We start from the raw sequence: 26111 nt of genomic DNA, 5'->3' as shown, positions 1-26111 counted from the left end.
AGAACTGAACGCCCCGCAGACTTATGATGCCGGAAAGTATCAGGTTTGCCCGGCACAAACAACAGGGGACAACACCCCCGTTGCCATCAATTCGCAAAATCGTTTATTTTTGTTTTTTATCAACAATATCAACGGTATTTTTCGCCTCTTTCGGACGCGATTTCCGGCGCATTTGCGATGCCGCGATCCCGGTCAGAATAATGATCAGCGCCATGATGCTCGACGGGGCGGGGATTTCCGCCAAAATGACAAAGCCTGTTACCACACCAATCGCAGGCACCAGATAATTGTTAAAGGCGACAAAACTGGCCCCGGCCCGCGCAATCAGCAACAAAATCAAAAACATCGCCAAACCGGTCGGAAACAGTCCCAGATATAGAATGGCATAAAACCCGCCCGCATCCCACGGCATGACCCATGGTTGATCGAGCATCAGGGCAAACGGTATCGTCATCACACTGGCAAAACTCAGGATTACTGCCGCCGACCCGGCCCGTGGCTGGTCGCGAAGATTACGGGCAATCAGGGCGGCAATCGCATAGCAAATTGCCGCCACCAACACCGCCATCTGATAAGGCAGATCACCGCCCAACCCGCCAAGCGTTTCCGGCCCGACCAGCACAATCACGCCAATCGTGCCCAAGATAATGCCGACCACCTTGCCGGTCGTCAGTTTTTCATCATTTGTGACGAAATGCGCCAGCGCCACCGTGGTCAGGGGCACCACCGACATCAGAATCGCCGCCAGACCCGCATTGATTTTGGTTTCGCCATAACTGATCAGGAAAAACGGCACAGCATTGCCCAGCAATCCGACCGCAAAAGCAGAGACCATCGCCCGCCTGCCACGCGGCAATCCATTACCGCGCAGTGCGACAAAAATCCACAAAACCAGCGCACCAATCGCCAATCGCCCGCTTGCCACCACCAGCGGCGAATAGGCATGCACGCCGATTTTGATAAAACTGAAGGAACTGCCCCACATCACGGCAAGCAAGAGCAAAAGCAGATATTCCCGAATTCCCGGACGCGCCATGAAAGGTGCCTATTCTCGCCACAAAGACCGGCCTTAATAGGGCCGGACAAAAGCGTTACGGCCTACTCGAACCAAGATCAAGAAAATACCGGAAAAAAGACCCGCAATTGTCACACCACCACCCGCCTTTTTTGCGTAAAAGGCACCCATCAAAGGACAGCACACGACAACAGCCGGACACAACAGGATTGAAACCATAATCCGCCGCCTTGCGAGAATTCTGACATTCCGGCACATCTTTATTATTGAGAATGATTTGCAGTTGCGCTAAAAGCGTAACAACGACAAAACCACGACATGCGAGCAAACCATGAAATATGTCGATCAGGAACTGACCATCGAAGACATGTTGGCCGATCCGATTGTGCATCACCTGATGCGCTATGACGGTATTACCGAAGCCGATGTCCGCAAGGCGATTTCTCAGGCTACACGCAAACCCCGTTTTCGCGACGCCACCCGCCCCCGCACAGCGACAACAATCCGGCAATGGCCCGCTGCCCCGGCAGGCCACCTTGCCAGTGCAGGCTGATCCAAAATTGCCTCTCATCAGGGGTGATCGTTCAATGCCCAGTCATATTGGTAATCGCTGACCCGTAATCCGCCCTTGAACTGCATCAAAATCGCACGCAGTTCGGGCCGGGCGAAACTCCGTAAATGAGCAATTAAATCGCGGTCACTGCGCCCGAAATCATCGCGATACCAGTCATAAAGCCGTGACAGGATCAAGGCGGTGCCATCTTTATTCAGACGCACCGCACGGGGATGATTGATAAAACCGGTCGCCGCCGCGTCCAGTTGCCGGTCCAGATCACCCCCCGTAAAGACCTTCTGCGCCAGTGCCGGGCACCCGACCGATGCACAATTGACCGCATAGTGAATCCGTGCATCCCGCCAGATCGGGCGTAAAATCCGGTGTTCGATATCATCCAGACTCAGGCTGCGCCCTTCGACCGTCACCAGTTTTTTACCCCACGGCCCCGACGAAAACAAACCGGGGGAAATATCGATATCGCGGATGCTGTGCACCGGGTAGGAATCCAGCACCACCAGCACCGTGACGGCATTATACAGATTGATCCAATAGGCCATCTGTTCACCGCGGTTATGGGTCCCAATCGCAATCGCCGCCATATCGTCGATATAGGCCGCAATTGCGCCCCGGCTTTGCCGCTGTGCTGCGATATAATCAAATGCCGTCGCCCCGGATTCTTGCGGTATCACATGCCGGTCCAACACCGCCTGCCATCGATCATGATTGATTACCCCGTCATTTGTTGCGTCATGTGCTTGCCAGTCCGGCCACAAATCGGCCCTGGGTGCAGCCTGTGCAATGATGGGAAAAGCAATCAGAACCGGCAACAGGATCAGGATTAAACGCGACAACACGGCAATGACCCCGGAGATAAAACAAATATGGTTTCCGCATCATCCCGGTTTCTGCCGCTTCGTCATATCAAAGCACCGTGATGATTGGAAAGATGCACAGAACCGCAAGTTGCGCTATCATAATCCCATGACAACACTTGGCAACCTACAGACCATTCCCGGCAGTGGCGGCCAATTGGGACAGATCGTCGCAATACGCGGCCTGCCACAGACCGGGAGTCCATCGTCGCAAGATGCTTCTGCGGCGGGTGAAGATGTTGTGCCACGGCCCCGCCCTGCAGCGGTCTCCCTGCAACCGTTGGGCAGCGGCCCGGCCTTTCCAGGCTCGACACCCTTCGGTGAAATCACCGCACCGACACCGTTGCTGGGTTCCGCCACGGTTGTTACCGTCATCCAGCAGGTTGATCCACACAGCCTGCCCGATGCTACGCCACCCGACCCGCGCGGCACCACCGAACAACAACGTGATGCCCGTGAACAATTGCCAAAAAATGCCCGCCCGGTAGCGGCATCACCCGACCTTTTGACCCCGCGGGAACAGGAAGTGGTGCGTGAACTGGCGGCGCGGGATGCCAATGTGCGCAGCGAGGAAGAAAGCCATCAGGCCCTTGCCGGGGCCAATGCCGGTATGATCAGCTATAGTTACACCGCCGGTCCCGACGGGCGGCTTTATGCCACCGGCGGCAAGGTCAGCATCCGCGCCTTGCCCGGTCTTGAAGGCATGGCCGCCATTGCCAATCAGGCGGCAATCAGCCGGGCGGCATCGGTGCCGGGCACTTCATCTGCTGATTTCAATGTCGCCAAGGGCGCATCGCGCAATATCAGCGCCATGATCGCCACCCAGGCGATTGCGGCGGCTGAATCCTATCGCGCGGCACTGGGCATTGGCGAAACAACCGGGACCATCAATATCAAATCCTGAAAATCGTTAACGACCTGTCAGGCGTAATGCCAGTAAACCGGGCAACCGGGATCAAATACAGTCACCGGCCCTTCTGCCGTTTCAATCCGTGCCGGGAATACCGCCGCGTCATCGCGTTTCTCCAGCGTGATTGTCGCCTCATTGACCGGCAGGCGGTAAAATTTCGGCCCATTCAGGACGGCAAAAGCCTCCAGCCGGTGCAGGGCATTTTCCTGTTCAAACACATGCGCCAGAAGCTGCACGGTATTGGTCGCGGTGAAACATCCGGCACAGCCACAGGCACTTTCCTTGCGCGCATTGGTGTGCGGTGCTGAATCGGTACCAAGGAAAAACCGTTCATCGCCCGATGTAGCGGCCTTGCGTAGCGCCAGACGGTGTTTTTCACGCTTGGCAACCGGCAGGCAATACATATGCGGATGAATGCCGCCGACCAGAATGGCATTGCGGTTAATGATCAGATGATGGGTGGTGATCGAGGCAGCAACATTGCCACCACTGCCCTGCACAAAGGCAATGCCGTCTTCGGTGGTGATATGTTCCATAATTACCCGCAATTCCGGCAGGCGTTGGTGCAGCGGGGCCAGAATGCGTTCGATAAACACCGCCTCCCGGTCGAAAATATCAATTTCAGGATCGGTGACTTCACCATGCACGCATAGCGGAATGCCAAGTGCGGCCATGCGCTCAAGCACCGGCATTGCCTTGTCAAAATCCCGCACCCCGCTGGCGGAATTGGTCGTCGCCCCGGCGGGATAGAGTTTCAGGGCGGTAATCACCCCGGCTTTGAACCCGGCCTCGACATCATCGGGATCGGTTCCCTCGGTCAGATACAGCGTCATAAGCGGCGTAAAATCATGCCCGGTCGGGATCGCTGCGGTAATCCTGTCACGATAGGCAATCGCATCGACCGTTTTGATCACAGGCGGCACCAGATTGGGCATGATGATCGCACGGGCAAAATGCGCACTGGTTTCCGGAAGAACGGCGCGCAACATGTCGCCATCGCGCAAATGCAAATGCCAGTCATCGGGACGGCGGATGGTAATGCGGGTGGCGGAATTTTCAGACATGGCGGCGACCTCTTTTATTCCGGAAACATCTTGCGCACAGGCGCAAGGGGTAACTAGCAGATCACGCCGGATTTGGAAATTGCAAAGCATTCCAAAACGTCAAAAGGTCAGGCTTTTCAGCCTGACCTTTTCACAATGGGGCGAGTGATGGGACTTGAACCCACGGCCCCCAGAGCCACAATCTGGTGCTCTAACCACCTGAGCTACACCCGCCATCGTGTGGCGCGGTTTTTATCGTTGCCACCCTGCCGCGTCAAGCGGATATTTTGACTTTTTTCGTTTCATGCCTTTGCGCACGACCGGGCAGGCCAATACCCGACCCACCCCAATGAACAACTTGCATCATCGGGAAAATGGCGCGATTAAATCGATTCAATATCGTACAAAGGCCGCCATCCCCCATCGGGATTTCCGCCGGAAAACAGAATAGAAGGAAGACAGCCATGAAATGGGGCGTGATCAGCACAGCCAAGATCGGGACCGACAAGGTCATCCCGGCGATGCAGGAAAGCGACAGGCTGGAAATTCTGGCCATTGCCGGACGGGATTTTGAAAAAACCCGCGCAGTCGCCGAAAAATTGCGCATTCCGCGCGCCTATGGCAGTTATGAAGAGTTGCTGGCTGATCCAACAATCGAGGCGATTTACAATCCCCTGCCCAATCATTTGCATGTCGAATGGACGATCAAGGCACTGGAAGCTGGCAAGCATGTTTTGTGTGAAAAGCCGATTGGGCTTGATACCGCTGATGCCAAACGCCTGATTGCCGCCCGCGATAAAAGCGGCAAACAGGTGTTGGAGGCCTTCATGGTCCGCCATCATCCGCAATGGCAGCACGCCCGCCAGATCGTTGCCAATGGCGAGATCGGCGATGTGACAACGGTCCAAAGCATTTTCACCTATTTCAATGCCGACCCGGATAATGTGCGCAATAAAAAGGATATTGGCGGCGGTGGCTTGCTTGATATCGGCTGTTATTGCGTGGTCGGCCCGCGGTATATTCTGGACCGCGAACCAGTGCGGGTGGTGTCGCTGATCGACAAGGACCCGAAATTTGGCACCGACCGGCTGGCATCGGGCATTCTGGATTTCGGCAGTGGCATTCAGGCCAGCTTTGCCTGCGGAACACAGTCCGCCGCCGTGCAGCGCGTCCATATTCTGGGCACCGAAGGCCGGATTGAAATCATCCTGCCATTCAACGCCGTGCAGGAAAACCCCGCCGTGATCCGGGTGGGCACCCAAAAACAGCCGGGCTTTGACGAAGCCCGCGAAATCAGCTTTCCGGTGTGCAACCAGTATACATTGCAAGGTGAAGCCGCGAGCGCAATTTTTGCCGGGGAAAGCACCGTCGATTACCCGATTGAGGATGCGATCAAAAACATGCAAATCCTTGACGCGCTGGCGCGGTCCTCAAAAACCGGAAGCTGGGAAATGGTGGCATAATCCATTGCGCACTCGTCTAAAAAGGGGCGCTGCGATGCCACAGCGCCCCTTGACTTTTCAGGCTCGCGAAAACGCCTTTTTCATCCGGGCAATCGCCTCGATCATCATTTCCTCGCGCTTGCAAAAACAAAAGCGCACGAAATGGCGGACATCGCCTTTCTGATAAAAGGCCGAAACCGGAATCGCCACCACCCCGGCCGTCTCGATCATATGCTGGCAAAAGGCGACATCATCGCCGTCAAATCCCAAAGGCCGGAAATCGCAGGTGATAAAATAGGTCCCCTGGGACTCCAGCACATCAAAGCCGACTTCTTTCAGGCCTTTCATCAGGAAATCGCGCTTGGCCTGCATCTCGGCGGTGAAGCCGGAAAAATAACTGTCATCCTTGTTCAGGCCATAAGCCACCCCGTACTGCAATCCCGGCGGCACGGTAAAAATCAGGAATTGATGCGCCTTGGCAATCGGTTCCATCAGTTTCGGACAGGCGGTGATATAGCCGACTTTCCAACCGGTCAGGGAAAAGGTTTTACCCGCCGATCCGATGCGAACACAGCGATCACGCATGCCCGGAAATGTCATCAAAGGTCGGTGTTTACGGCCATCAAACACCAGATGTTCATAAACCTCGTCACACAGGGCATAGGCATCATGCTTGATCAAAAGATCGGCGATAAATTGCAATTCATCATCGGAAAACACCTTGGAACAGGGGTTCATCGGCGAATTGATCAATAACAGCTTGGTTTTGTCGGAAAAGGCGGCGGCCAGTTCTTCACGCGGCAATTCCCAGTGCGGCGGGGTGACACGCACCAGTTTGGGAATCCCGCCCGCCAGTTTCACAATCGGCAGGTAACTGTCATAAAGCGGTTCGATCAGCACCACCTCGTCCCCCGGCGCGACAAGGCCCAAAATCACATCGGCCAGTGCCTCGGTCGCGCCTACCGCCACCATGACTTCACGCTTCGGATCGATATCCAGCCCATAAAAACGTTTATTATGATCCGCCACAGCTTCTAGCAGCGCCGGAATACCCATCAAGGGTGGATACTGGTTCGAATGGGTCCTGATGGCATCGGCGGCAGCCTGTCGGATATCGGCGGGGCCATCGGTATCTGGCGCCCCCTGCCCCAGATTAAGGGCGTTGTGCTTTTTCGCCAGTTCGTTCATGACCTCGAAAATGGTGATACCCCCGGATGCAAACAGGGGGTTGCCAATAAAATCCGACATCAAAGCTATCCTTATCTGCTGATCGTGACGCATATTTTCCACACCGGATTCCCGGCGGGCTTGCCTGCATTTTCTTCGTTCTGCCATGTCCGATGGCGCATGACCAGACCCTTATGCACGAGAATGATCCCCTCAAATCCGGACGGCTGCCTTTTTTTTAATCAACATGCCTAAAACACAATCATCGACGAGGCATATTTCACAAAAAAGCCGGGGGTTTTTCTGGGCTTTCGCCACGAGACTCCCTAATATGCGGAAATTGCCCCAAACTGGCACGGGGCATGCTAAAGAACAGTCCGAGTTCCACGCAACTCTCGCACAAGGCAGAGGGCGCTAATGAAAAAGATTGAAGCCATCATCAAGCCGTTCAAGCTTGACGAGGTCAAAGAGGCCCTTCAGGAGATCGGCCTCAAAGGGATTACCGTAACCGAAGCCAAGGGCTTTGGTCGTCAGAAAGGCCATACGGAGCTGTATCGCGGCGCCGAATATGTGGTGGACTTTCTGCCGAAGGTAAAACTGGAAATCGTTGTTGAAGACACGCTGGTTGAGCGTGCGATCGAAGCGATCCAGCAAGCCGCACACACCGGACGTATCGGTGACGGTAAAATCTTCGTTTCCTCGCTTGAGGACGCGATCCGCATACGTACTGGCGAACGGGGTAACGACGCGATCTGATCGGTTGTTATCTGTTTTTTCTGCTCGTCTTGCGTTCACTATTATAGAATTTAAAGGGTTGCATCATGTCTGACGCTGCTTCTGTACTTAAGCTGATCAAAGAAAAAGGCATTCAGTTTGTCGATCTGCGCTTTACCGATTCCAAAGGTAAATGGCAGCACACCGCGCAGGATATCTGCACGATCGACGAAGACGTGTTTGTTGACGGCATCATGTTTGATGGTTCGTCGATTGCGGGCTGGAAAGAGATCAATGAATCAGACATGGTTCTGATGCCCGATCCCTCGACCGCCGTGGTTGATCCGTTTACCGCGCACCCGACCCTGATCCTCATTTGTGACGTCATCGAGCCGTCTACTGGCCAGGGTTACGAGCGTTGCCCGCGTTCGACCGCGAAGCGTGCGCTGGCTTACATGAAATCGACCGGCATTGGCGACACCGCCTATTTCGGTGCCGAACCTGAATTCTTCATGTTCGATGACATCCGCTGGACCACTTCGGGCGACAGCATGGGTTATTCCATCGATTCCGAAGAAGACCCCTATAACACCGGTACCGAATTTGAAGGCGGCAATCGCGGCCACCGTCCGGGACCGAAGGGCGGTTATTTCCCGGTTCCGCCAGTGGATGCCGCCAACGACATCCGTGCCGAGATGGTCAATTACATCAACGAAATGGGCGTGCGTTGCGAAAAGCACCACCATGAAGTTGCGCCGTCACAGCACGAACTGGGCATTGGTTTTGGTACCCTTCTGGAACATGCCGACGCCGTTCAGATCTACAAATACTGCATCCAGATGGTTGCCCATCAGTATGGCAAAACCGCAACCTTCATGCCGAAACCGGTTTTCGGCGACAATGGTTCGGGCATGCATACCCACCAGTCGATCTGGCACGAAGGCAAGCCTTTGTTTGCCGGTAACGGTTATGCCGACCTGTCGGACATGGCGCTGTATTACATCGGCGGCATCATCAAACATGCCAAGGCGCTGAACGCTTTCACCAACCCGACCACCAACAGCTACAAGCGTCTGGTTCCGGGTTTTGAAGCGCCGGTTCTGCTGGCTTATTCAGCCCGCAATCGTTCGGCTTCCTGTCGTATTCCCTACACCGCGTCGCCGAAGGGCAAGCGCGTTGAAATTCGCTTCCCCGATCCGCTTGCCAACCCGTATCTGGCCTTCTCGGCCATGTTGATGGCCGGTCTTGACGGGATCGAAAACAAGATCCATCCGGGCGAAGCCATGGACAAGAACCTCTATGATCTTCCGCCGGAAGAACTCAAGGAAGTTCCGACCGTGTGTGGTTCGTTGCGCGAAGCTCTTCAGAGCCTCGACAAGGATCGCGACTTCCTCAAGAAGGGCGATGTGATGACCGATGATCTGATTGACGCATATATCTCGTTGAAATATGCCGAAGTCATTCGTTTTGAACAGTCACCGCACCCGGTCGAATTCGACATGTATTACAGCGGCTGATCTTTTCCCTGCGAAAAGATTGGATGCGAAAACAAACGCCCGGCCATCTGGCCGGGCGTTTTGCATGAGTGCTTCACCTTGTCGGTGATATCACTGGTGTCAATGCTATGCCTCGCAATCCTGATCATTTTCAAGACCGGGTTGATAAATCCGATAACAACCCTTGCCCGCAAATTTGGCAGCATACATCGCCTTGTCCGCCCGGCGCAGCTGTTCGCTCATATCACAATAACCGCCATCAAAAACCGACAGGCCCAGCGACGCTCCGATATGGCAATCATGGCCTTCCCAGATAAACGGTTCGGACAGGGCGTTCAGAATATCCTGGGCGACTTTTGCCATTTCGGTTTCGCCACCTTTATTAATAAACAGCAATGTGAATTCGTCACCGCCCAGACGGGCGACTTCATCGGCACGCCGCGCCACCCGCACCATACGGCGCGCGGTTTCCGTCAGAACCCAATCGCCTGCCGCATGCCCCATATGGTCATTCAGTTCCTTGAACCCATCCAGATCTAGCAAAAACACCGCTGCAGGGGTTTCGGTACCGCGCAGCACCGATTCACAATGATTGAGTTTCTGCATAAAGCGCGCCCGGTTCGCAAGCCCGGTCAGTTCGTCATTATTGGCCTTGGCATGCAGTTCGCGCGCCGCCATTTTTTGTTTGGTGATGTCGCTGACCCACCACAAGACGGCTTCGCGACCCTCGAATTTGATCGGTTCCAGCGATGTTTTCAGCCAACGGGCTTCTTTCATGCCGGGGCGGCGAATCCGCATTTCGATATCATGCAATTCGCCCAGCATGTCCATTTCCTGAAGACTTTTTTCGCGGTAGCGTTCCGACAGCAAAATGCTGTCACTCGCCGTATCCTCGCCGTCTTCAACCGCCAGCAATTCGTTAAAGCAGCGGTTGCCAAACAGAAATGTGCCATCATCGCGTGCTGAAATGCCAACCCCGACCGGGGCCTTTTGCAAAATATCAATCAGCCGCGACGCTGCCCCGGCCACTTCGGCCTCGGCTTTTTTAAGCGACGTAATATCAACCAGCGACCCGATGGTGCCGCCAATCGCCCCGCTGGGGGCTTTCAGGGTCGAGGCTGCAAAAAGGGCAATGGTTTCCGCGCCATCCCGCTCGAACGTGATTTCGTCGCGGACATGCCCAACCTGCGTCAATAACGGTCTTTCATGGTTGGTCATGACATCATCGAGGGTTTTGGGCGTTACCGCGCTTGATTTCTGGCCGATCACCGATTTTACCGCCTTGCCAATCAAATCGGCAAAAGCCGTATTGCATCGATTGATCACCCCATCGGTATTTTTAAGATAAACCGGAATCGGCAAAACCTCGATCAGATGTTCGATAAAGGATTTATGTTCCGACAGGGCCCGGGCCAGCAAATCGGCACGGCCTTCCTCGCGCAGGCACAGGGCAACCGTCCCACCGGGCCCCACAACCCGGCGCCATGACACCCGATGCCCGTCACACACGAACCCCGGCAAATCGCCAGACATATTTTTGGTGATGTCGGCCAGAGCCTGACGCACACAATCCTGCGCATCGCCAGGCGCAAAATCGGCATTTTTGGCAAGATTGGCCAGAAAATGTTTTAACGATGTGCCGGTTTTGAGAGTCGCCTCAAGCCCGGCCAGCATTTTGACTGCCGCCGGATTGGCATGCAGCAGGGTATGATCGGCTGACGACAGCAAAATAATGCCGTCGCGGCTCAGACCTGCGGTCGCAATAATTTCAGGAGTAACCGACAATGCACAAACAACGCTCCCTGCGGGTGCGCTCCCTTTTTTAACAGCTTGTGCTCTGTCCCGATGATAACCGTCTTTGCGGTCTTCATTAATGTCATATCTGTCCGGATATGTTCCGATACAATATGGTTATGTCACTATCCTTACAGACAAGCGACGTCAATGGTCTGTTTTCGGTTCGGTCGCCAGATCGATATATCCACGGTCAATGCAATGTTCCAGTTCACGCGATGCCGCCAGAATTTCCTGATAGGCCTCACGCAATTCGCGTAATTTGATGACTTCATCGGTTGTCGGATGACGGGTTTTGCCATCTCCCACCATCTGAAATGCATATTGCAGATATTCTGACCGCAATCTTGCCACCGACACAATCAGCGGCAGGACATCATCCACCGTCAGTCTGGGAATGGCAGGTCCGATGACTTCATGGTTTACCTCGCGCAGGACATGCTCCATGGCAATCGTAAACCGGCTTTTGGCGCGGACAGTATCTTGCGTCATCCTGACCTCCTTCTATATCCCACAGGTATTTGTTATCTGTACCTTATCCTACCTCTTGTTACCCGGCGAGAGAACTGTTTTCGGATCAGACCGGACAATCAGCCCCCTTGATCGCACCGGCAATCAGGGATAGAGCATAAACATCTTCACAACTCCCACCAAAGGAAGTTCCCCAAATGCAAGCACGGGTAAAATGGCTGGAAAATCTGACATTTGTTGGCACCAGCGGCAGTGGCCACGGTATCATTATGGACGGCGACCGCGAAAATGGCGCAGGTCCCAGCCCAATGGAAATGCTGTTGCTTGGTCTGGCCGGATGTTCGTCGATTGATGTCGTGCATATCCTTAAAAAAGGCCGCGAAAACGTTCTGGATGTCGAGGCCGAGGTTTCTGCTGAACGCGCCGAAACCGACCCCAAGGTTTTTACCAAAATTCATCTGCATTTCAAGGCACGCGGCGATAACCTGAACGAAACCAAATTGGCGCGTGCGGTTGAATTGTCGGCGGAAAAATATTGTTCGGCATCGATCATGTTATCAAAGGCCTGCGACATCACCCATAGCTGGGAAATCCTCTCATAGGCACCTCGCATATGGACGGCAAGGTTCGGCCCGTACGTAACAGGACAGGAAATATCCGATGGCTCTTTTTGGTTTCAAAAGCAGACTGGCGATCCTCGCCCTGACGACGACCCTTGCCGCCTGTGGCGATACCCCGGTGAGACATGACCCGCCCCCCGGCGGCATTGCCACGCCCGATGCAGGGGTGGATTTTGACACCTACGTCGTGCAAAGCCGCACGATCCTTACGGACCGCCTGCGCGATCTGCGCTTTTCCCCCGAAGGTCGGCCCTTTGGCAATTACAGTCTTGAAGAAGTTGTCGATCTGCGCGCCCCCAATACCGTGAAACCGGATGAGGGGCGCTGCGCAGGGGAAACCGGCACCCGTGAACAGGGCGAAGGGGTTGGTTTTTTGCTGGTGCATGGCTTGTCCGACGGGCCTTATTTGATGACCGATATCCGCGATTCCCTGCATGATGCCTTTCCCTGTTCCACACTGCATAGTGTGATTTTGCCCGGTCATGGCACGGTGCCGGGCGACCTTAAAAAGGTCGATCATGACGCATGGCGGGCCACGGTACGCTATGGCATGAACAGTTTTGACAGCAACATCGACACCATCATTCCGGTGGGATATTCGATGGGGGCCGCCCTGATTACCCGCGATTATGCCGATATCAGCAATGGTCGCCGGGCATCCTCCCTGATCCTGCTGGCCCCCGGTTTTGCAGCACGCAGCGATATGGCGTGGCTAACACCTTATGTCCGTTATGTGCAATCCTATGTCGGCACCGACGAAGATCGCGATGCCGCCAAATATGAATCACTGGCGATGAATGCCGCCGCCGAATTTCATCTTCTGACCACCCCCTTTCGCGACGACAGTCTGCCGAATGTCGACATTCCGGTGTTTATGGCCGTCAGTTCCGATGACCGCACCATTCAGCCCGATCTTGCCACGCAGTTTTTTTGCAACAAGGTCGTAAACCCGCAGCGTCAGATGATCTGGTATCAGGGGGTCGAACCCGATATCGCCAATCAGCCTGTATGCGATGGCATTGATGTGATTGACTCGCCCAATGACACTTGGCGCACCCTGAACCATGCCCACACCGCCATGACAATGCGCCCGGAAAACCCGCATTACGGCCTTGATGGCCTTTATCGCAATTGTACCCATTACGAAGAAGCGGATTTGCGCGCCACCTGCCAGTCCGATAGCGAAAACACGGTTTATGGCGAGTTGAACCTTAAGGATTCTGCCACACCGGGCACCTTGCGACGCGGGACTTTCAACCCCGATTTTGGTGGCATGATGGGCAAGATGGTGGTTTTCATCAAACAGTCACTGGCCCCGGATGCCTGACCTGCGCCATCACAAACAAGGCAACATAATATCGCGAAAGGTTGCGCGTGACGCCGTTTGACATCCACCATTGCGACGCCGATCCGGCCCAGACGGGACGCAACGTCAGACTGCGCTATGGTATTCACACGCCACCGCAGGCCACCGGCCATGTCCTGATTTTGCAGGGACGGGCCGAATTCATTGAACGGTATGACGAAACGGCGGTTGAACTGGCCGAACGGGGTTTGGGCTGTGTGACTTTTGATTTTCGTGGTCAGGGTGGTTCTGCCCGCGAAGTGGCTGACCGCAATATGGGCTATGTCGCCGATATCAGCCATTATGTGGCCGACGCCCATGCCATTCTGACCCATATCCATGATCATCATGGCCTTGCCTGCGACATGGTGATGACCCATTCGACCGGCGGGCTGGTCGGGCTGGAAATTTTGCACCAAAACCCCGGTCGTTTTGCCTCTGCCCTGATGATCGCACCGTTTTTCGGGCTGGGCGGGGCCGACTGGATGGCCATTCTGGCGCAATTTATATCGGGCGGGTTGTGCCGTTATGGCTTTGATCGCCAATTCCTGCCCGGACAGCGGTTGTTATCGCCCTTGCAGCCCTATAATGACAATAACCTGCTGACATCGGATCGCGGACGCTATGACCGCAATGTCGCCTGTTTACAGGCCAACCCGGATTTGATGATTGGCGGGGTGTCTGCCGGATGGCTGGATGCCTGTTTCCGCGCCCAGGCGATGCTAGGGGACCGGGTGTCACCCGATGCGGCCTTACCGCCCGTCTCGATCCTGCTGGCCGAAAAGGATCAGGTGGTCAATAACCGTGTCACCCGCGATCTGTTTGCCGGTCATCCCGGTGTGCAGATACATGACATCCCCAATTCCCGTCATGAAATCCTTCAGGAACGCGACGATATCCGCGCCCGGTTCTGGCACCATTTTGACGACCATCTGCGGCAATATCATCCGGCATGGACAACAACACCGGATAACTGATCAAGTTTCGCAAGCAACCGTGCCCTGGTATCGACATCGACAAAGGAAGCCTCAAGGGCGGTGCGGGTGATGCCGGTCAATTGCGCGTCGTCAAAGCCAAACACATCCTGCGCACGTTGATATTCTGCGGCCAAAGTCGTGTGGAAAAACGGTGGGTCATCCGACCCCAAAGTGACCCTGACCCCTGCATCATAAAGCCTGCGCAAAGGATGGGCGGCATAATCGGGATAAACCGACAACGCGATATTGGACCCCGGACAGACTTCCAAAACAATGCCGCGCTTCGCCAGGGTTTCAACCAGTTTCGGGTCTTCGATGGACCGGACCCCGTGGCCGATCCGGGTGACAGGCAGTTTATCAATGGCATCCCACACGCTTTGCGGTCCTTCGACCTCGCCCGCATGGGTGGTGCAACCCAGCCCGCCATCGGCGGCAATTTTATAGGCCTGATAAAAGGCTTCCTGCGAATACAGGCTTTCATTGCCGCCCATGCCAAAACCAACCACAAAGGGATGCCCGCAATCGACCGACTGTTGCGCCACCCGTACGGCCAGATCCGGCCCCATATGGCGGACACAGGTCATGATGATGCGGCCCATGATGCCGCTGTGCTTTTCGGCCCGCTCAATCCCGTCGGCGACACCTTGCAAATGATCGTCGAATGACAATCCGGCTTCGGCGGCATGGGACGGGGAACAGAAAATCTCGACATACAACGCGCCGATTTTCGCCTGTTCGGTCAGATAGCTGTATGTCAGATCGGCATAATCCTGCCGGGTGCAAATCGCCCGGCTGGCCCCGTCGAAACTGTTTAAAAATTCGGTGAAATTCGACCAGACATACCGATCATTGGCATCAAACAAACCGGCATCAAGCGTGATATTGTTGCGCACGGCAAACATCCGCACCAGATCAGGCGTTGCCGCCCCTTCCATATGCAGATGCAGTTCGGCCTTGGGGATATGCAATGTCATGATGACGATCCGGGCTAAAAAACAATCATTCCTTCTAGCCCGAAGCCTTCACAGCGTCACCTTTTTTACGCCGCAGCAAATTCTTTGATGCCAGTACCGCGCCGCCGACAATCAACAGGCAGCCAATCACAACGCTGATCGTCGCCTCTGCCCGGCCAAAAAGGATCAGCAAAATCGTGCTGAGCAAGGGGGCGGCATAGGATGAGACACCCAGAACCTGAATATCGCCGTGTTTGGTGCCGTAATCCCAGACAAAAAACGCCACCCCGACCGGGCCGAGGCCCAGCCCCAAGATCGCCAGCCATTGCCGTGCATCGGGCATCATCCAGATTTCCAGCAGACCGTGGGTGACAAAACCCAAAATCGCCGCCCCGGCACAAAAGCCGCAGACCGCCTCGACCGGCACCTTGCCATAACGGCGGTTCAGCACCGAATAGCCCGACCAGACCAGCGAACAGACAATCGCCGCACCATATCCCAGCGCAAAGGCCGGATCGAAGGCCAGACCGCGCCCCTTGCTGACCAGCACCACCGCCCCGGCAAGGCCCAAAACCGCCCCGGCCACATGATACCAGCGTAATTTTTCACCGGGCAAAAGGGCGGAAAACAGCACGATGAATAACGGCCATAAATAGGCGATCAGACTGGCATCAACCGCAGGCGCATTGGCCAGCGCCACGAAATAAAAGAAATGATAGCCAAACAGCCCGCCGACACCCAAAACCCAGGCACCAACCGGCTGACGAAAGGCGGCGAAGGCCGCCACACCACGCCGGGATATCCACATCGCACTAAAAATCGCCGCCACGCCAAAACACAGGCTGACCAGTTGAAACGGTGGGATATTGCTGACTTCGGTAGTGAAAAGGGCCAACAGCGCCCACAACAATACGGCGATGGTGCCAATCAGGGTGGCGCGGGTACGGGGATCAATCAGCGGCATAAAAATGTTCCGGTATTATCAACAATAATAACCGTAATTTACCCTGCGCCGGTCAGATCGTCTGTGCCGAAACTCCTGATCGCGGGATAATCCCTTGCCGGGTCTGTTGGCGCAAGGCGCGGGGCGACAGGCCAAAGCGCCGGACAAAGGCGCGGGAAAACGCACTTTGATCCTGAAATCCGGCCAGCATGGCGACGTCGCCCAATGCCATCATATGATGCGGATCGCACAACACATCATGGGCCAGACGCAATCGCTGTTCCGCCATCCAGCGCATCGGCGTTGTGCCCAGATAGCGCCCAAACGCCGCAAACAGCGCACTTTCCGACAGGGCCGCAATCCGCGCCATATCGCCCACCGTCACCGGATCGGCCAGCCGCGCCGACGCCCAGCGCAACAGACGATCCAGCCGGGGCGGCAAATGATCGGGTATCGGCGATGCGGCCAAACCCGATATTTGCGGCTCGGCCCCGGATAATAAATCGCACAAAAACCCGGTCATTTCCGGGCCATCAAAGGCCTGATCCTGCAAACCGGTCACATCCCCCATCCGGATCGGACGCAAGGTGCTGGCCTGCAAATAAGGCACCCGTCCGGCGCGGCACCACAGGGCTTCGATCCCGCTATCGGCTGCCAACCGGATATCGATATCGAGCACCAGAAACCGGTTCATCCCCTCGGCGCGAAAGGCATGGCGGTCGCCCGCCGGGATAAAGGCAATCTGGCGTCCTGCCACCTGCCCGCCGCGGCCCTCGATTTCAAGGTCAAGCGCGCCGTGATCGGCCACAATCACCTGATGAAAATCATCATGGCTGTGGCTGGCGGCTTCGGCGCGGTAATGACGGAAACTTGATCGCATGGGGTGCGGCCCTGATAAAACACAAGAACACACCCTATCGCAGGCCATTGCCAAACGACAATTACAATTGACGGGCCGCAACCGCCCGAAACCGTGCCGGGGTGATGCCGGTAAAGGCCACAAAGCGGGTGGTCAGATGCGACTGGCTGGAAAAACCGCAGGCCACGGCAATTTCCGCCAGCGGCATATCGCCGGTCCGCATCAGGTCGCGGGCCTTTTCAATCCGGCGGCGCAAGACATACCGATGCGGGGCCTCGCCCACCGATTGCCGGAACATCCGGGCAAAGTGAAAGGGGCTGAGTTGTGCCTGTGCGGCCAGTTGTTCCAGCGACAAGGACTGATCCAGATTGGCCTCGATATAATCGACAATCCGGCGTTTGACTCCCTGTGCCAGTCCGCCACGTGACATCAGGCGGATTTGGCCGCGTGTGCTGTATTGGCCCAGCAAATGGCCCAGCAACATCTGCCCGGCCGATGATACCGTCATGCGGTCCGCCGGGGCGTGCCAGTCCAGCGGCAGGATGGCATGGCGCACGGTGGTTTCAATCAGCGGATCGACGAAAAAGGTTTTTTCATCCAGCACCACCGAGGAGGGATCGATATCGAGCGTTTCAACAACGGCGCGGTCCCAGGCAGCGGTCGGGATATAGAGATGCAACAATTCGACCTCGCCGCGCACCAGCCAGTCCGATGTGACATGGGCGGGCATCAGGCAACAGCGGCCCGGCCCGCCGCCCGATAGCGGATCCGCGCCGATCTGACGGCGGATTTCCGTCCCGCCATTGACATAGAGGCTGAGCGTATGGTGATCGGGGTCGTCATAGCGGGTATGGATATCGGCCTTGCGCCGCCAGTGCGCCGCCGATACCGCATCGCCAAAATCGCCCGCCGATACCAGCTTGGCATCGCCGATCAGCTGGTTAAAGACCTCGTAATTTTCGTATCGCCCGCCCGACATGGTTTCACTTGCCGTTAAAATATCCGGTCCCCATCTTCGCACCGGCCCCGATGATTTGCAAAGGATGCATTCCATCGCCCGGACCCTTGCCGCCTGTTTTTGCGCAAGATTGTGATAAAGCCCGCAAGAGCGTGAAAGCCAGCAGGCCCGCCACAGGCTATACCGGCATCATCCTTGTATTCGTGCCGGAGATAATGCCTGACATGACCGCCCTGTTATTTGCCATTGTGACGTTTTGCTGGGGCTTTACCTGGTATGCGATCAAACTTCAGATCGGGCCGGTTCCGATTGAAATTTCCATTTTTTACCGGTTTGCGCTGGCCGCCATTTTGATGGCGGGCGGGCTGGTCTTGCTGCGCAAATGGCGGCCGCTGGACTGGCGGGTGCATCCGTGGATCGCCTTGATGGGATGCGGTCTGTTCGGGGTGAATTTCATCCTGATGTACAGTGCCACCGCTTATATCGCCAGCGGCATCGTCGCCGTGGTTTTTACAACATCGACCCTGTTTAACGCACTGGGCAACTGGATATTTTACCGCAAGAATCCCGGCTGGCGCTTTGCGCTCGGCGCGGCTTTCGGGTTGGGTGGAATCGGCTGTCTGTTTGCCAATCAGCTTGCCGCCCTGTCCCATAATCCGCAGGCGGTGATCGGTCTGTTGCTGGCGCTTGGCGGGACGGCCTGTTTTTCCACCGGCAATCTGGTTTCGGTGAAATTGCAAAGCCTGAATGTGCCGATGCGCGATGCCGTGGCACGCGGCATGTTTTATGGGGCGGCGTTGCTGTTTGTTTTTGCCCTGCTGCGCGGCAAGGCACCGGTGATGCCCGATGATCCGGTTTATATTGCCGCCCTGCTGTATCTGACCATTCCCGGATCGATCATTGCCTTTGTCGCCTATCTTGCCCTTGTCGGGCGGGTCGGGGTTGGCCGGGCGGCCTATGTCACCGTGCTGTTTCCGGTGGTGGCCCTGACGGTATCGACTTATCTGGAAGGGTATCAATGGACCCTGACCGGAGCCAGCGGGCTGTTATTGATTTTGCTGGGCAATATTTCGATCTTTGCCCGCCTGCCCCGCCGTAAAATCACCGCCCCGGCCATTTGATCCCTGTGGGCCGGGGTACAGGTCCGAATCTGGCCAGCGGACCTGGGGCCCCTGCCCTAAACTGTGGCAATTGCAGTTCAGGGACATTCTTCATGACACATATCAGCCGCCCGAACCCCGACCCGACAATGGCCGCACAGGACTGGCTTTTGTTGATTCTGTTATCGTTTTTATGGGGCGGGTCATTTTTCTTTACCGAAATCGCCCTGCGCGAATTGCCGCCCTTTACCCTTGTTCTGGGCCGCGTCAGCCATGCCGCCCTGATCCTGTGGTGGATTGTCATGTTGCGCCGCCTTGCCCTGCCGCGGGACCGGCGCATCTGGCTTGGGTTTCTGATCATGGGTTTTTTGAACAATCTGGTGCCGTTTTCGCTGATTGTCTGGGGACAAACCCATATCGCCAGCGGCCTTGCCGCCATTCTCAATGCCACGACACCGTTATTCACCATTCTGGTCGCCCATCTGGCGACCCGTGATGAAAAACTGACCCGCAACCGCGCCATCGGCATCATCACCGGCATGATCGGGGTGGCGATTGTTCTGGGGCCGGACAGTTTCAAAACCGCCGATCTGGCCGGGTCCCTCGCGGTTCTGGCTGCCGCCCTGTCTTATGGTTGTGCCGCGGTATTTGGCCGCCGGTTTCGCGATGTACCGCCCCTGATTACCGCCGCCGGACAGGTCAGCGCCAGCACCGTGATGCTGATCCCGCTATGTGTGTTGATTGATGCGCCGTGGCGCTTGCCGATGCCCGGCATGGCAACGATTCTTGCGGTGTTTGGCATTGCGGTTTTTTCAACAGCGCTGGCCTATGTGATTTATTTTCGGCTGTTGCAACGGGCCGGGGCGCGCAATCTGTCGCTGGTGACGTTTCTGATTCCGGTCAGCGCCATATTGCTTGGCGTCAGTTTTCTGGGTGAAATTCTGCTGCCCCGGCATCTTTATGGCATGGCGGTGATCGGGCTTGCACTTGCGGTTATTGACGGGCGATTGCGGCATGCCATCACCCGGTTTTGTGGCAGATTTTCCTTTTCCTGGGGACGGTGAATGGATAGGGTGCTGCGCACAGATGCTATGAAGCAGATCACACCCGGATACAGGAAGACGATATGAGCGACGTGAAAGACAGCAACGGCACCGAATTGAATGACGGTGATTCCGTCACCCTGATCAAGGACCTCAAGGTCAAGGGCACGTCCACGACGCTCAAACGCGGCACGGTGATGAAGAATGTCCGCCTGACCAACAAGGACAGCGAAGTGGAATGCCGCAACGGCAAAACCACGATTGTCCTGAAAACCGAATTTCTGAAAAAGGCATAGGCTGTTTTCGCATCCTGCTGCCCCCTCCTGCCCGCCAGATACCGCAAAAATGAGGGCCATCAGGCCCCCGCAAGATTTTTGAAAAAAGTTCTTGATTTGTTCTTTTAGCTGTGGCATAAGAGAAAAATCAACGGGACAATTACGCCCGGACAAACCCGCAAAGCCTTGTGCCTTGCGGGTTTTTGCGTTTGGCGGCAATGGAAAGAGGCAACGATGATGCAGCGGCATAAAAACAGACAGACCGGAAGGCACCCCCACCGGACCATAACCGGCGCGTGGAAATGTCATTACGGAGGCAGTGCGCGGGCGGTCTAACCCGGCCATTGGTCAAGACGCCCGAGTTGCGCCTTGTCGGTGACCTGCCTGCCCGGAATCTCTCCTGACATGATCCGGCAACGCCCGGTATTGCCGGGGTTGGTGGCCGGTGTCGGGCAAGGACCCGACCGTGCGGCGGCGGATACCCGGCAGATGCCCGGAATCCGCCTTGTATGGCCGTCGCCTGCCATCCCCCGGCACAGGCCGGTGGTCATCGGGCGACGGATGGTTTGCGGCCCGGCGGTGGCTTTGGGCTGTGCTGGACCGCTGTCCGGTTTTCCGTCTTCACGGGACAGGCAGGCGTTTGGGGGGGGAGGACCTGCCCTTTGCCACCGAACCGGCGCAAGCGGACGGCCCTGTTGCGACGGGTGCAGCGGGTGCGGTTGCGGGAGGACGAAGGCCGGGCGGTGGACTTGCGGCGGCGGGGAATCCCTTGCCCGCACGATGATGGCCGACACTGGTGACAGGGCCAAGTACGCCACATATCAAGCAAATGCGGACGTGATCGATTGGCTGGAATTCCTTGCGGTCTTGGATCTTCGAACCAGCCGGACATGCATGACTGCCAGTGGTCGTCGTTTCCGCCTTGATGATCCCGAGATTGCGGCCTTTAGGCCTCCTTTATACCCGAATTGCCGATCTGTGTTGATCCCCATTATCGACCTTCCTAGCCTACCGGTCGGCTAGAGCATCGGGTGATTAATCTGCAACATATCCGGCCTTTTTGAGGTAGTTCCAGCATTCCTGAGGCTCGAACAGGTCGCAGATATCTCCGATGGCGCGCCAAAGTTCATCGTAGGTGCGTGCGGCTGCCTTGCGTAAATGCATTTTGAGCTTGGCAAATGCCATTTCGATCGGGTTGAGATCGGGAGAATACTTCGGCAGGAAGAGGAAGAATGCGCCCTGTTCTGCAAGCGCTTCGGCGGCCCGAGGGCTCTTGTGGACGTTGAGGTTGTCGAGGATGACGACATCGCCGGGAGACAGGGTCGGTGCAAGCTGTGTGCGGATATAGATGTCGAAGGCTGCACCGTCCATCGCTCCTTCAATGGTCCAGGGAGCCACGAGTTCATGACATCGCAAACCCGCAATGAAGGTCTGGGTCCGCCATTTGCCGAAGGGCGCGTCAGCAAGCAGGCGTTCCCCGCACAGGCTGCGTCCGCGCAGCGGGGTCATATTGGTCTTCACGCTGGTTTCGTCGACGAAGACGAACCGCTCGGGCTGGCGGCGCATCAAGGGTTGGCGGCCTTTGCGCCATTCACAACGCGCTGCCCTCACATCGGAGCGTTCTTTCTCCGAGGCCAGCAGCGTTTTTTTATAGCTGAAGCCTTCCCGGCACAGAAATTTGGACAGGTTCGACGGGTCCACGCTCAAGCCGTGCCCGGCCTCAAGCCATACAGCAAGCTCCGGCATCGTAATATCGGGCCTCGCCTGCACCTTCGCGACAATCGCCTGCCGAAAAGGCGTAAGCTTTCCCGATCCCCGAGGACGGCCCTGTCGCGCCGGCTCGACCGACCCGGTGGCTGCGTAGCGGGCCTGCACCCGCACCGCCGTCGACGGAGCGACCTCGAACTGTGCCGCAATCGCCCGCCGCGACTTGCCAGACGCAATGCCACGCACCATCCGAAGACGCATATCTGATGAAATCGATTTTCCCATTGAGCTCCTCCTGCTCACAGGGAATCACGCTTCGATTAAAAAGGGAATCCCACGATTTACACTTCTTGCCTGACGCTCTAATAGGCATCACAGAACGGCCCAGTCCCCGCCGCCTGGTCCTACTCGGACTGGCTCAAGCGCCAAAGCCGTGAATATCAGGAAGAAGCCCTTGGCCCAACATTGACCGTCGCTTTCCGGCGTGGACTTCTCTTGTCCGCCGTGGCAACCTCATCGAAACAACTTTCAATTGCAGAGCTTTCAAAACTTCACCCCACCAATTTTGGAGAATAGCCATGCCCACTGACCCGAGGCTTAAAAATTTGGTATCCGTTGTTTCTGACACTTATTCGAAGCAAGCCATAGAGGGAGCTCAACATGCACTAAATGACACAAACAATCCTTTACGAGCCAGCTTCTTTGCAACGGCTATGAGAATCTTGATTGAACGCGCACTACATTCGCAAGCACCAGACAATGAAGTTAAAAATTGCTCTTGGTTCATCCCTAACAAAGACACCAATGGAAAGCCAACACGAAATCAACGTGCTATGTTTTGTATCCACGGAGGGATACCGGAAAAATTTCTTGAAGAAATATCAAGTTTATATTTTAAAAATATAAAATACAATGTAATAAAAAGCATAGATAATATGAACAAACTACTACATCAGCCAAACATAGATTATTACTTTAAAAACTTTAATAACAAACATATATCAGAAATAACAGATTCTATTTATAGATTTTTTCATTCAATAATAATTTACAGATCTAATCTGTCAAACTATCTTGTTGAAAGAATAGTTAAAGAATTTGATTTTTTTATAGAAATAAGAAAAAATGAAATATATGATACCACAAAATATGAACATGTTGATCAGACAATTTATCCACCAAGCACCTCAATAATAAAAAGTACACATATAGAATATCATATGGATGGATTTATAGAAATTCAGAATACGAAAAATAAAATAGAAGAAGAAATAGAATTTATTGATATATCAATATTAATGAAATGCCCCGTAGAAGACCCATTTGGAGACATTTACCCAGCAGAGTTTTTGATAGAAAAAAAATCAAAAAACCCGTAAATAATCAATAAATAATTAAAAAACTGCAATATATCCGTCTTACTTATTTTGAGGTTAACATGACCAGTTGTTTAGTCCCGGCATCTTAGAGGCAGGACTCATTGCAGCACCATGTGACGGTTTCACAATCGCGCTCAAACCCCGTCTTTGCACGCAAAACCAATTCTAGCGGCAAAGAGGTCCAAATGAAATTCAAGACAAAAGACGGTTTGCATAGCTTTGAGATCACGCCACAAGGTGCTGGTCTGATCGGAATATTTGACGGAGATGCCAAACAGGAATCATCGCTTGAGTTCACCTATACACTGTCAACAAGCGATGACAAGTTCAGCAAAATTCCGGAAGGCTGGATTGCACAAGATGGTTATATGACAACCAATCCCAAACAAGCGGGCCTTGGTTACATGATGACATTCGCCGGTGCGACAATGGCGACCCAAAGCAACGTCGCGAATGTGTTTATATCTTCAGGCAGTGTGGCAGGTGGTGGACAGGCGCTCATTACGGCATTGGGTGGCGAACAATACGACCTTGTCGTCGCAATGAAGGATGGAACGACCGACACATTTGCTGGCTATGCCATCCCTGTTGCCGAGATGCTGGAAAAATCCCAACAAGGGTGGCTAGCGAAAGGCTGGGAACTTGTTGACAGTGACCTCTCCTAGCCCAAAGACGCATTTTTCTGCACACCAACGACACTGATACTCCACCCGAAATGGTGCTGCTAAATCGCAGAAAAAGGGGCAGGTATATTTTCTGCCCTTTCCAGCAACGTCTCACTTAACGAGGGTGAAGTAAAAACCCACCCCCGAAAAACAACAAAAAACCCCCTCAGGCAAAGCCTTGAGGAGGTTTCTAAATGGTAGCCGAGGAGGGACTCGAACCCCCGACACGCGGATTATGATTCCGCTGCTCTAACCAGCTGAGCTACTCGGCCACAGGATGTTTTCTGCGGGTTCCGAAGATGTTGGAACGGGGCGGTTTTTACGTCAGGGAACCCGCCCCGTCAAGCGCCTTTTTGCCGATCCCTGCAAAAAAGCATGTGTTCTGGCACCGCCCCGGAAACCGGCCCCGGCAATCCGGGGCAAGGCGCGGTTTATGCCGCGCCGGGCAGGTTTGCCGGAGGGCGTGCCGACGTTGCCGGGCTTGCGGATGCCGGGTCTGCGTGATCCGCCTCGCGCCGGGTGATCCAGCCGCCGCCCAGAACGCGGTCGCCCTGATAAAACACGCCCGCCTGCCCCGGTGCGATGCCAAATTGCGGGCTGTGCAAATCCACCCGTGCCGCGCCCGGCCCGGCCGGATAAATTGTTGCGGCGGCGGGTTGCATGGCGGAGCGCAATTTGACCTCGACCTCGATCCCGGTTTCGGGAATGTCCGCCCCGGCCAGCCAGTTCACCTGCTTGATCCAGACCGTCTGTTTGGCAAGGGCGGCCTTGGGCCCGACCACGACATGGCGGGTTTCGGGCACCAGTTTGACGACATAAAGCGGTTCTTCGGTGCCGCCGATATTCAAACCGCGCCGCTGGCCAACCGTGTAATGGATCAGGCCGCGATGATCGCCCAGAACATTGCCCGCCAGATCGACAATCTGGCCCGGTTCGCCTGCCTCGGGCCGCAGTTTTTCGACCAGACGGGCATATTTTCCATCGGGGACAAAGCAGATATCCTGACTGTCGGGCTTGTCCGCGACTTCGAGGCCGAACCGGGCCGCAAGGGCGCGGGTTTCGGCCTTGCTGGTCAGATGGCCCAAGGGAAAGCGCAGGAAATCAAGCTGTTCCTGTGTCGTGGTAAACAAGAAATAGCTTTGATCGCGGTTGGCATCGGCCGCCCGGTGCAATTCCGATCCGCCATTGGCGCCCAGTTTGCGCTGCACATAATGGCCGGTCGCCATGCAATCGGCGCCCAGATCATGGGCGGTATCGAGCAAATCGCGGAATTTGACCGTCTGATTGCATTTCACACACGGGATCGGCGTTTCGCCGCGCAAATAGGTATCGGCGAAATCGTCGATCACTTCCTCGCGAAAGCGGCTTTCATAATCGAGGACATAATAGGGAATGTCGATATCCTCGGCCACCTTGCGCGCATCATAAATATCGCGCCCGGCACAGCAGGATTTGGCCCGCGACGGGGCATTCGCGCCCATGTCATAAAGCTGGAGCGTGATGCCGACCACGTCGTAGCCTTCGGATTTCAGAAGGGCCGCCACGGCGGAACTATCGACCCCGCCCGACATGGCAACCACCACGCGGGTTTCATTCGGGGCTTTGTCAAAGCCAAGAGAGTTCATGTTTTCCTACCCATCTGCGGGTCAAGGCCGCAGCGACAAGAAGTTGATGTAAAATAGCGGCAGACCGAGACCGGGATCGGCGTCCGGGTTGTGATCCTCGTCCCCGCGTCATTCCCGCGAAGGCGGGAATCCAGCTTTACCCGGTATGCCGCGACGTGCGGCAAAATGGATTCCGGGTCTGC

At 55.5% G+C, this 26111-nt stretch carries 26 protein-coding genes and 2 tRNA genes; 14 read left to right on the top strand and 14 right to left on the bottom strand.

Features of this window, described 5'->3' with window-relative positions:
* Positions 1 to 103 precede the first annotated feature (103 nt).
* The gene (locus tag Q8O73_RS18825; protein ID WP_305559741.1) at positions 104 to 1036 is read right to left on the bottom strand and encodes a DMT family transporter; all 933 of its coding nucleotides are present in this window, start codon (positions 1034 to 1036) and stop codon (positions 104 to 106) included.
* A 310-nt stretch (positions 1037 to 1346) separates the two neighbouring features.
* Here Q8O73_RS18825 and Q8O73_RS18820 point away from each other — a divergent pair, with 310 nt between their 5' ends.
* The gene (locus Q8O73_RS18820; protein ID WP_305559740.1) at positions 1347 to 1568 is read left to right on the top strand and encodes a hypothetical protein; all 222 of its coding nucleotides are present in this window, start codon (positions 1347 to 1349) and stop codon (positions 1566 to 1568) included.
* Positions 1569 to 1585: 17 nt separating this feature from the next.
* Here Q8O73_RS18820 and Q8O73_RS18815 read toward each other — a convergent pair whose 3' ends face one another.
* A complete protein-coding gene (locus Q8O73_RS18815; protein WP_305559739.1) occupies positions 1586 to 2425 on the bottom strand; it encodes a DUF547 domain-containing protein in 840 nt (279 codons plus the stop codon).
* A gap of 127 nt (positions 2426 to 2552) precedes the next feature.
* On the opposite strand from Q8O73_RS18815, the gene Q8O73_RS18810 reads away from it, so the two are divergent.
* On the top strand, positions 2553 to 3347 hold the full coding sequence (locus tag Q8O73_RS18810; protein WP_305559738.1) for a putative metalloprotease CJM1_0395 family protein: 795 nt from the start codon (positions 2553 to 2555) through the stop codon (positions 3345 to 3347).
* Between the two features lie 17 nt (positions 3348 to 3364).
* On the opposite strand, the gene pyrC is transcribed toward Q8O73_RS18810, so the two are convergent.
* On the bottom strand, positions 3365 to 4417 hold the full coding sequence (pyrC, locus tag Q8O73_RS18805; RefSeq protein ID WP_305559737.1) for a dihydroorotase: 1053 nt from the start codon (positions 4415 to 4417) through the stop codon (positions 3365 to 3367).
* A 136-nt stretch (positions 4418 to 4553) separates the two neighbouring features.
* Positions 4554 to 4630, bottom strand: a tRNA-His gene (locus tag Q8O73_RS18800).
* Positions 4631 to 4860: 230 nt separating this feature from the next.
* Here Q8O73_RS18800 and Q8O73_RS18795 point away from each other — a divergent pair.
* Positions 4861 to 5859, top strand: coding sequence for a Gfo/Idh/MocA family protein (locus Q8O73_RS18795; protein WP_305559736.1), 999 nt, complete (start codon positions 4861 to 4863; stop codon positions 5857 to 5859).
* Positions 5860 to 5916: 57 nt separating this feature from the next.
* On the opposite strand, the gene Q8O73_RS18790 is transcribed toward Q8O73_RS18795, so the two are convergent.
* A complete protein-coding gene (locus Q8O73_RS18790; RefSeq protein WP_305559735.1) occupies positions 5917 to 7086 on the bottom strand; it encodes an aminotransferase in 1170 nt (389 codons plus the stop codon).
* Between the two features lie 336 nt (positions 7087 to 7422).
* On the opposite strand from Q8O73_RS18790, the gene Q8O73_RS18785 reads away from it, so the two are divergent.
* Together Q8O73_RS18785 and glnA are read left to right on the top strand one after the other, a co-directional pair.
* Complete coding sequence (locus tag Q8O73_RS18785) at positions 7423 to 7761, top strand: P-II family nitrogen regulator (protein WP_007091888.1); 339 nt, start codon at positions 7423 to 7425, stop codon at positions 7759 to 7761.
* A gap of 65 nt (positions 7762 to 7826) precedes the next feature.
* A complete protein-coding gene (gene glnA / locus Q8O73_RS18780) occupies positions 7827 to 9236 on the top strand; it encodes a type I glutamate--ammonia ligase (protein WP_305559734.1) in 1410 nt (469 codons plus the stop codon).
* A gap of 105 nt (positions 9237 to 9341) precedes the next feature.
* Here glnA and Q8O73_RS18775 read toward each other — a convergent pair whose 3' ends face one another.
* Both Q8O73_RS18775 and Q8O73_RS18770 read right to left on the bottom strand, forming a co-directional pair.
* Positions 9342 to 11000 (bottom strand): diguanylate cyclase domain-containing protein, encoded by a 1659-nt coding sequence (locus Q8O73_RS18775; protein WP_305559733.1) that lies wholly within the window; start codon positions 10998 to 11000, stop codon positions 9342 to 9344.
* A 156-nt stretch (positions 11001 to 11156) separates the two neighbouring features.
* Positions 11157 to 11501, bottom strand: a complete 345-nt coding sequence (locus Q8O73_RS18770; RefSeq protein WP_305559732.1) for a hypothetical protein — start codon at positions 11499 to 11501, stop codon at positions 11157 to 11159.
* A gap of 176 nt (positions 11502 to 11677) precedes the next feature.
* Here Q8O73_RS18770 and Q8O73_RS18765 point away from each other — a divergent pair, with 176 nt between their 5' ends.
* Genes Q8O73_RS18765 through Q8O73_RS18755 form a run of 3 tightly spaced genes read left to right on the top strand, consistent with a single transcriptional unit; the run spans position 11678 to position 14422 of the window.
* On the top strand, positions 11678 to 12082 hold the full coding sequence (locus Q8O73_RS18765; protein WP_305559731.1) for an OsmC family protein: 405 nt from the start codon (positions 11678 to 11680) through the stop codon (positions 12080 to 12082).
* A gap of 58 nt (positions 12083 to 12140) precedes the next feature.
* Positions 12141 to 13427 carry a carboxylesterase gene (locus Q8O73_RS18760; RefSeq protein WP_305559730.1) on the top strand — a complete coding sequence of 429 codons (1287 nt, stop codon included), beginning with the start codon at positions 12141 to 12143 and terminating at the stop codon, positions 13425 to 13427.
* A 47-nt stretch (positions 13428 to 13474) separates the two neighbouring features.
* Positions 13475 to 14422: an alpha/beta fold hydrolase gene (locus tag Q8O73_RS18755; RefSeq protein ID WP_305559729.1), complete on the top strand. Its 948-nt coding sequence runs from the start codon at positions 13475 to 13477 to the stop codon at positions 14420 to 14422.
* Here the strand turns inward: Q8O73_RS18755 and Q8O73_RS18750 are convergent.
* The 4 genes from Q8O73_RS18750 to Q8O73_RS18735 all read right to left on the bottom strand — a co-directional run bounded on the left by Q8O73_RS18750 (position 14389) and on the right by Q8O73_RS18735 (position 18231).
* Positions 14389 to 15396: an adenosine deaminase gene (locus Q8O73_RS18750; protein WP_305559728.1), complete on the bottom strand. Its 1008-nt coding sequence runs from the start codon at positions 15394 to 15396 to the stop codon at positions 14389 to 14391. The two genes, Q8O73_RS18755 and Q8O73_RS18750, sit on opposite strands and share 34 nt — an antisense overlap.
* Positions 15397 to 15430: 34 nt before the next feature.
* On the bottom strand, positions 15431 to 16339 hold the full coding sequence (locus Q8O73_RS18745) for a DMT family transporter (protein WP_305559727.1): 909 nt from the start codon (positions 16337 to 16339) through the stop codon (positions 15431 to 15433).
* Positions 16340 to 16391: 52 nt separating this feature from the next.
* Positions 16392 to 17198 carry an AraC family transcriptional regulator gene (locus Q8O73_RS18740; protein ID WP_305559726.1) on the bottom strand — a complete coding sequence of 269 codons (807 nt, stop codon included), beginning with the start codon at positions 17196 to 17198 and terminating at the stop codon, positions 16392 to 16394.
* Positions 17199 to 17259: 61 nt separating this feature from the next.
* On the bottom strand, positions 17260 to 18231 hold the full coding sequence (locus Q8O73_RS18735) for an AraC family transcriptional regulator (protein ID WP_305559725.1): 972 nt from the start codon (positions 18229 to 18231) through the stop codon (positions 17260 to 17262).
* Positions 18232 to 18359: 128 nt separating this feature from the next.
* Here Q8O73_RS18735 and Q8O73_RS18730 point away from each other — a divergent pair, with 128 nt between their 5' ends.
* The 4 genes from Q8O73_RS18730 (at position 18360) to Q8O73_RS20175 (ending at position 21576) form a co-directional block, all read left to right on the top strand.
* Positions 18360 to 19256 carry a DMT family transporter gene (locus Q8O73_RS18730; RefSeq protein ID WP_305559724.1) on the top strand — a complete coding sequence of 299 codons (897 nt, stop codon included), beginning with the start codon at positions 18360 to 18362 and terminating at the stop codon, positions 19254 to 19256.
* Positions 19257 to 19348: 92 nt separating this feature from the next.
* Positions 19349 to 20299 carry a DMT family transporter gene (locus Q8O73_RS18725; protein WP_305559723.1) on the top strand — a complete coding sequence of 317 codons (951 nt, stop codon included), beginning with the start codon at positions 19349 to 19351 and terminating at the stop codon, positions 20297 to 20299.
* Positions 20300 to 20361: 62 nt separating this feature from the next.
* Positions 20362 to 20574: an alkylphosphonate utilization protein gene (locus Q8O73_RS18720; protein ID WP_085593535.1), complete on the top strand. Its 213-nt coding sequence runs from the start codon at positions 20362 to 20364 to the stop codon at positions 20572 to 20574.
* Between the two features lie 384 nt (positions 20575 to 20958).
* Entirely contained in the window at positions 20959 to 21576 is a 618-nt protein-coding gene (locus Q8O73_RS20175; protein ID WP_371135108.1) for a minor capsid protein, read from the top strand.
* Positions 21577 to 21588: 12 nt separating this feature from the next.
* Here Q8O73_RS20175 and Q8O73_RS18715 read toward each other — a convergent pair whose 3' ends face one another.
* Positions 21589 to 22545: an IS630 family transposase gene (locus tag Q8O73_RS18715; protein WP_305559722.1), complete on the bottom strand. Its 957-nt coding sequence runs from the start codon at positions 22543 to 22545 to the stop codon at positions 21589 to 21591.
* Positions 22546 to 22838: 293 nt separating this feature from the next.
* On the opposite strand from Q8O73_RS18715, the gene Q8O73_RS18710 reads away from it, so the two are divergent.
* Positions 22839 to 23639, top strand: coding sequence for a hypothetical protein (locus Q8O73_RS18710; protein ID WP_305559721.1), 801 nt, complete (start codon positions 22839 to 22841; stop codon positions 23637 to 23639).
* Positions 23640 to 23824: 185 nt separating this feature from the next.
* Positions 23825 to 24304, top strand: a complete 480-nt coding sequence (locus tag Q8O73_RS18705; RefSeq protein WP_305559720.1) for a hypothetical protein — start codon at positions 23825 to 23827, stop codon at positions 24302 to 24304.
* A 195-nt stretch (positions 24305 to 24499) separates the two neighbouring features.
* On the opposite strand, the gene Q8O73_RS18700 is transcribed toward Q8O73_RS18705, so the two are convergent.
* Positions 24500 to 24576: transfer RNA gene (locus Q8O73_RS18700), tRNA-Met, on the bottom strand.
* A gap of 159 nt (positions 24577 to 24735) precedes the next feature.
* Positions 24736 to 25929, bottom strand: a complete 1194-nt coding sequence (gene mnmA, locus Q8O73_RS18695) for a tRNA 2-thiouridine(34) synthase MnmA (protein WP_305559719.1) — start codon at positions 25927 to 25929, stop codon at positions 24736 to 24738.
* Positions 25930 to 26111: the final 182 nt, after the last annotated feature.

Origin of the sequence: Thalassospira sp. (assembly GCF_030690045.1) — a bacterium.
Lineage (GTDB): Bacteria > Pseudomonadota > Alphaproteobacteria > Rhodospirillales > Thalassospiraceae > Thalassospira.
Note: the sequence above shows the minus strand (reverse complement) of the source record. Positions and strands in the feature narration are given on the sequence as shown.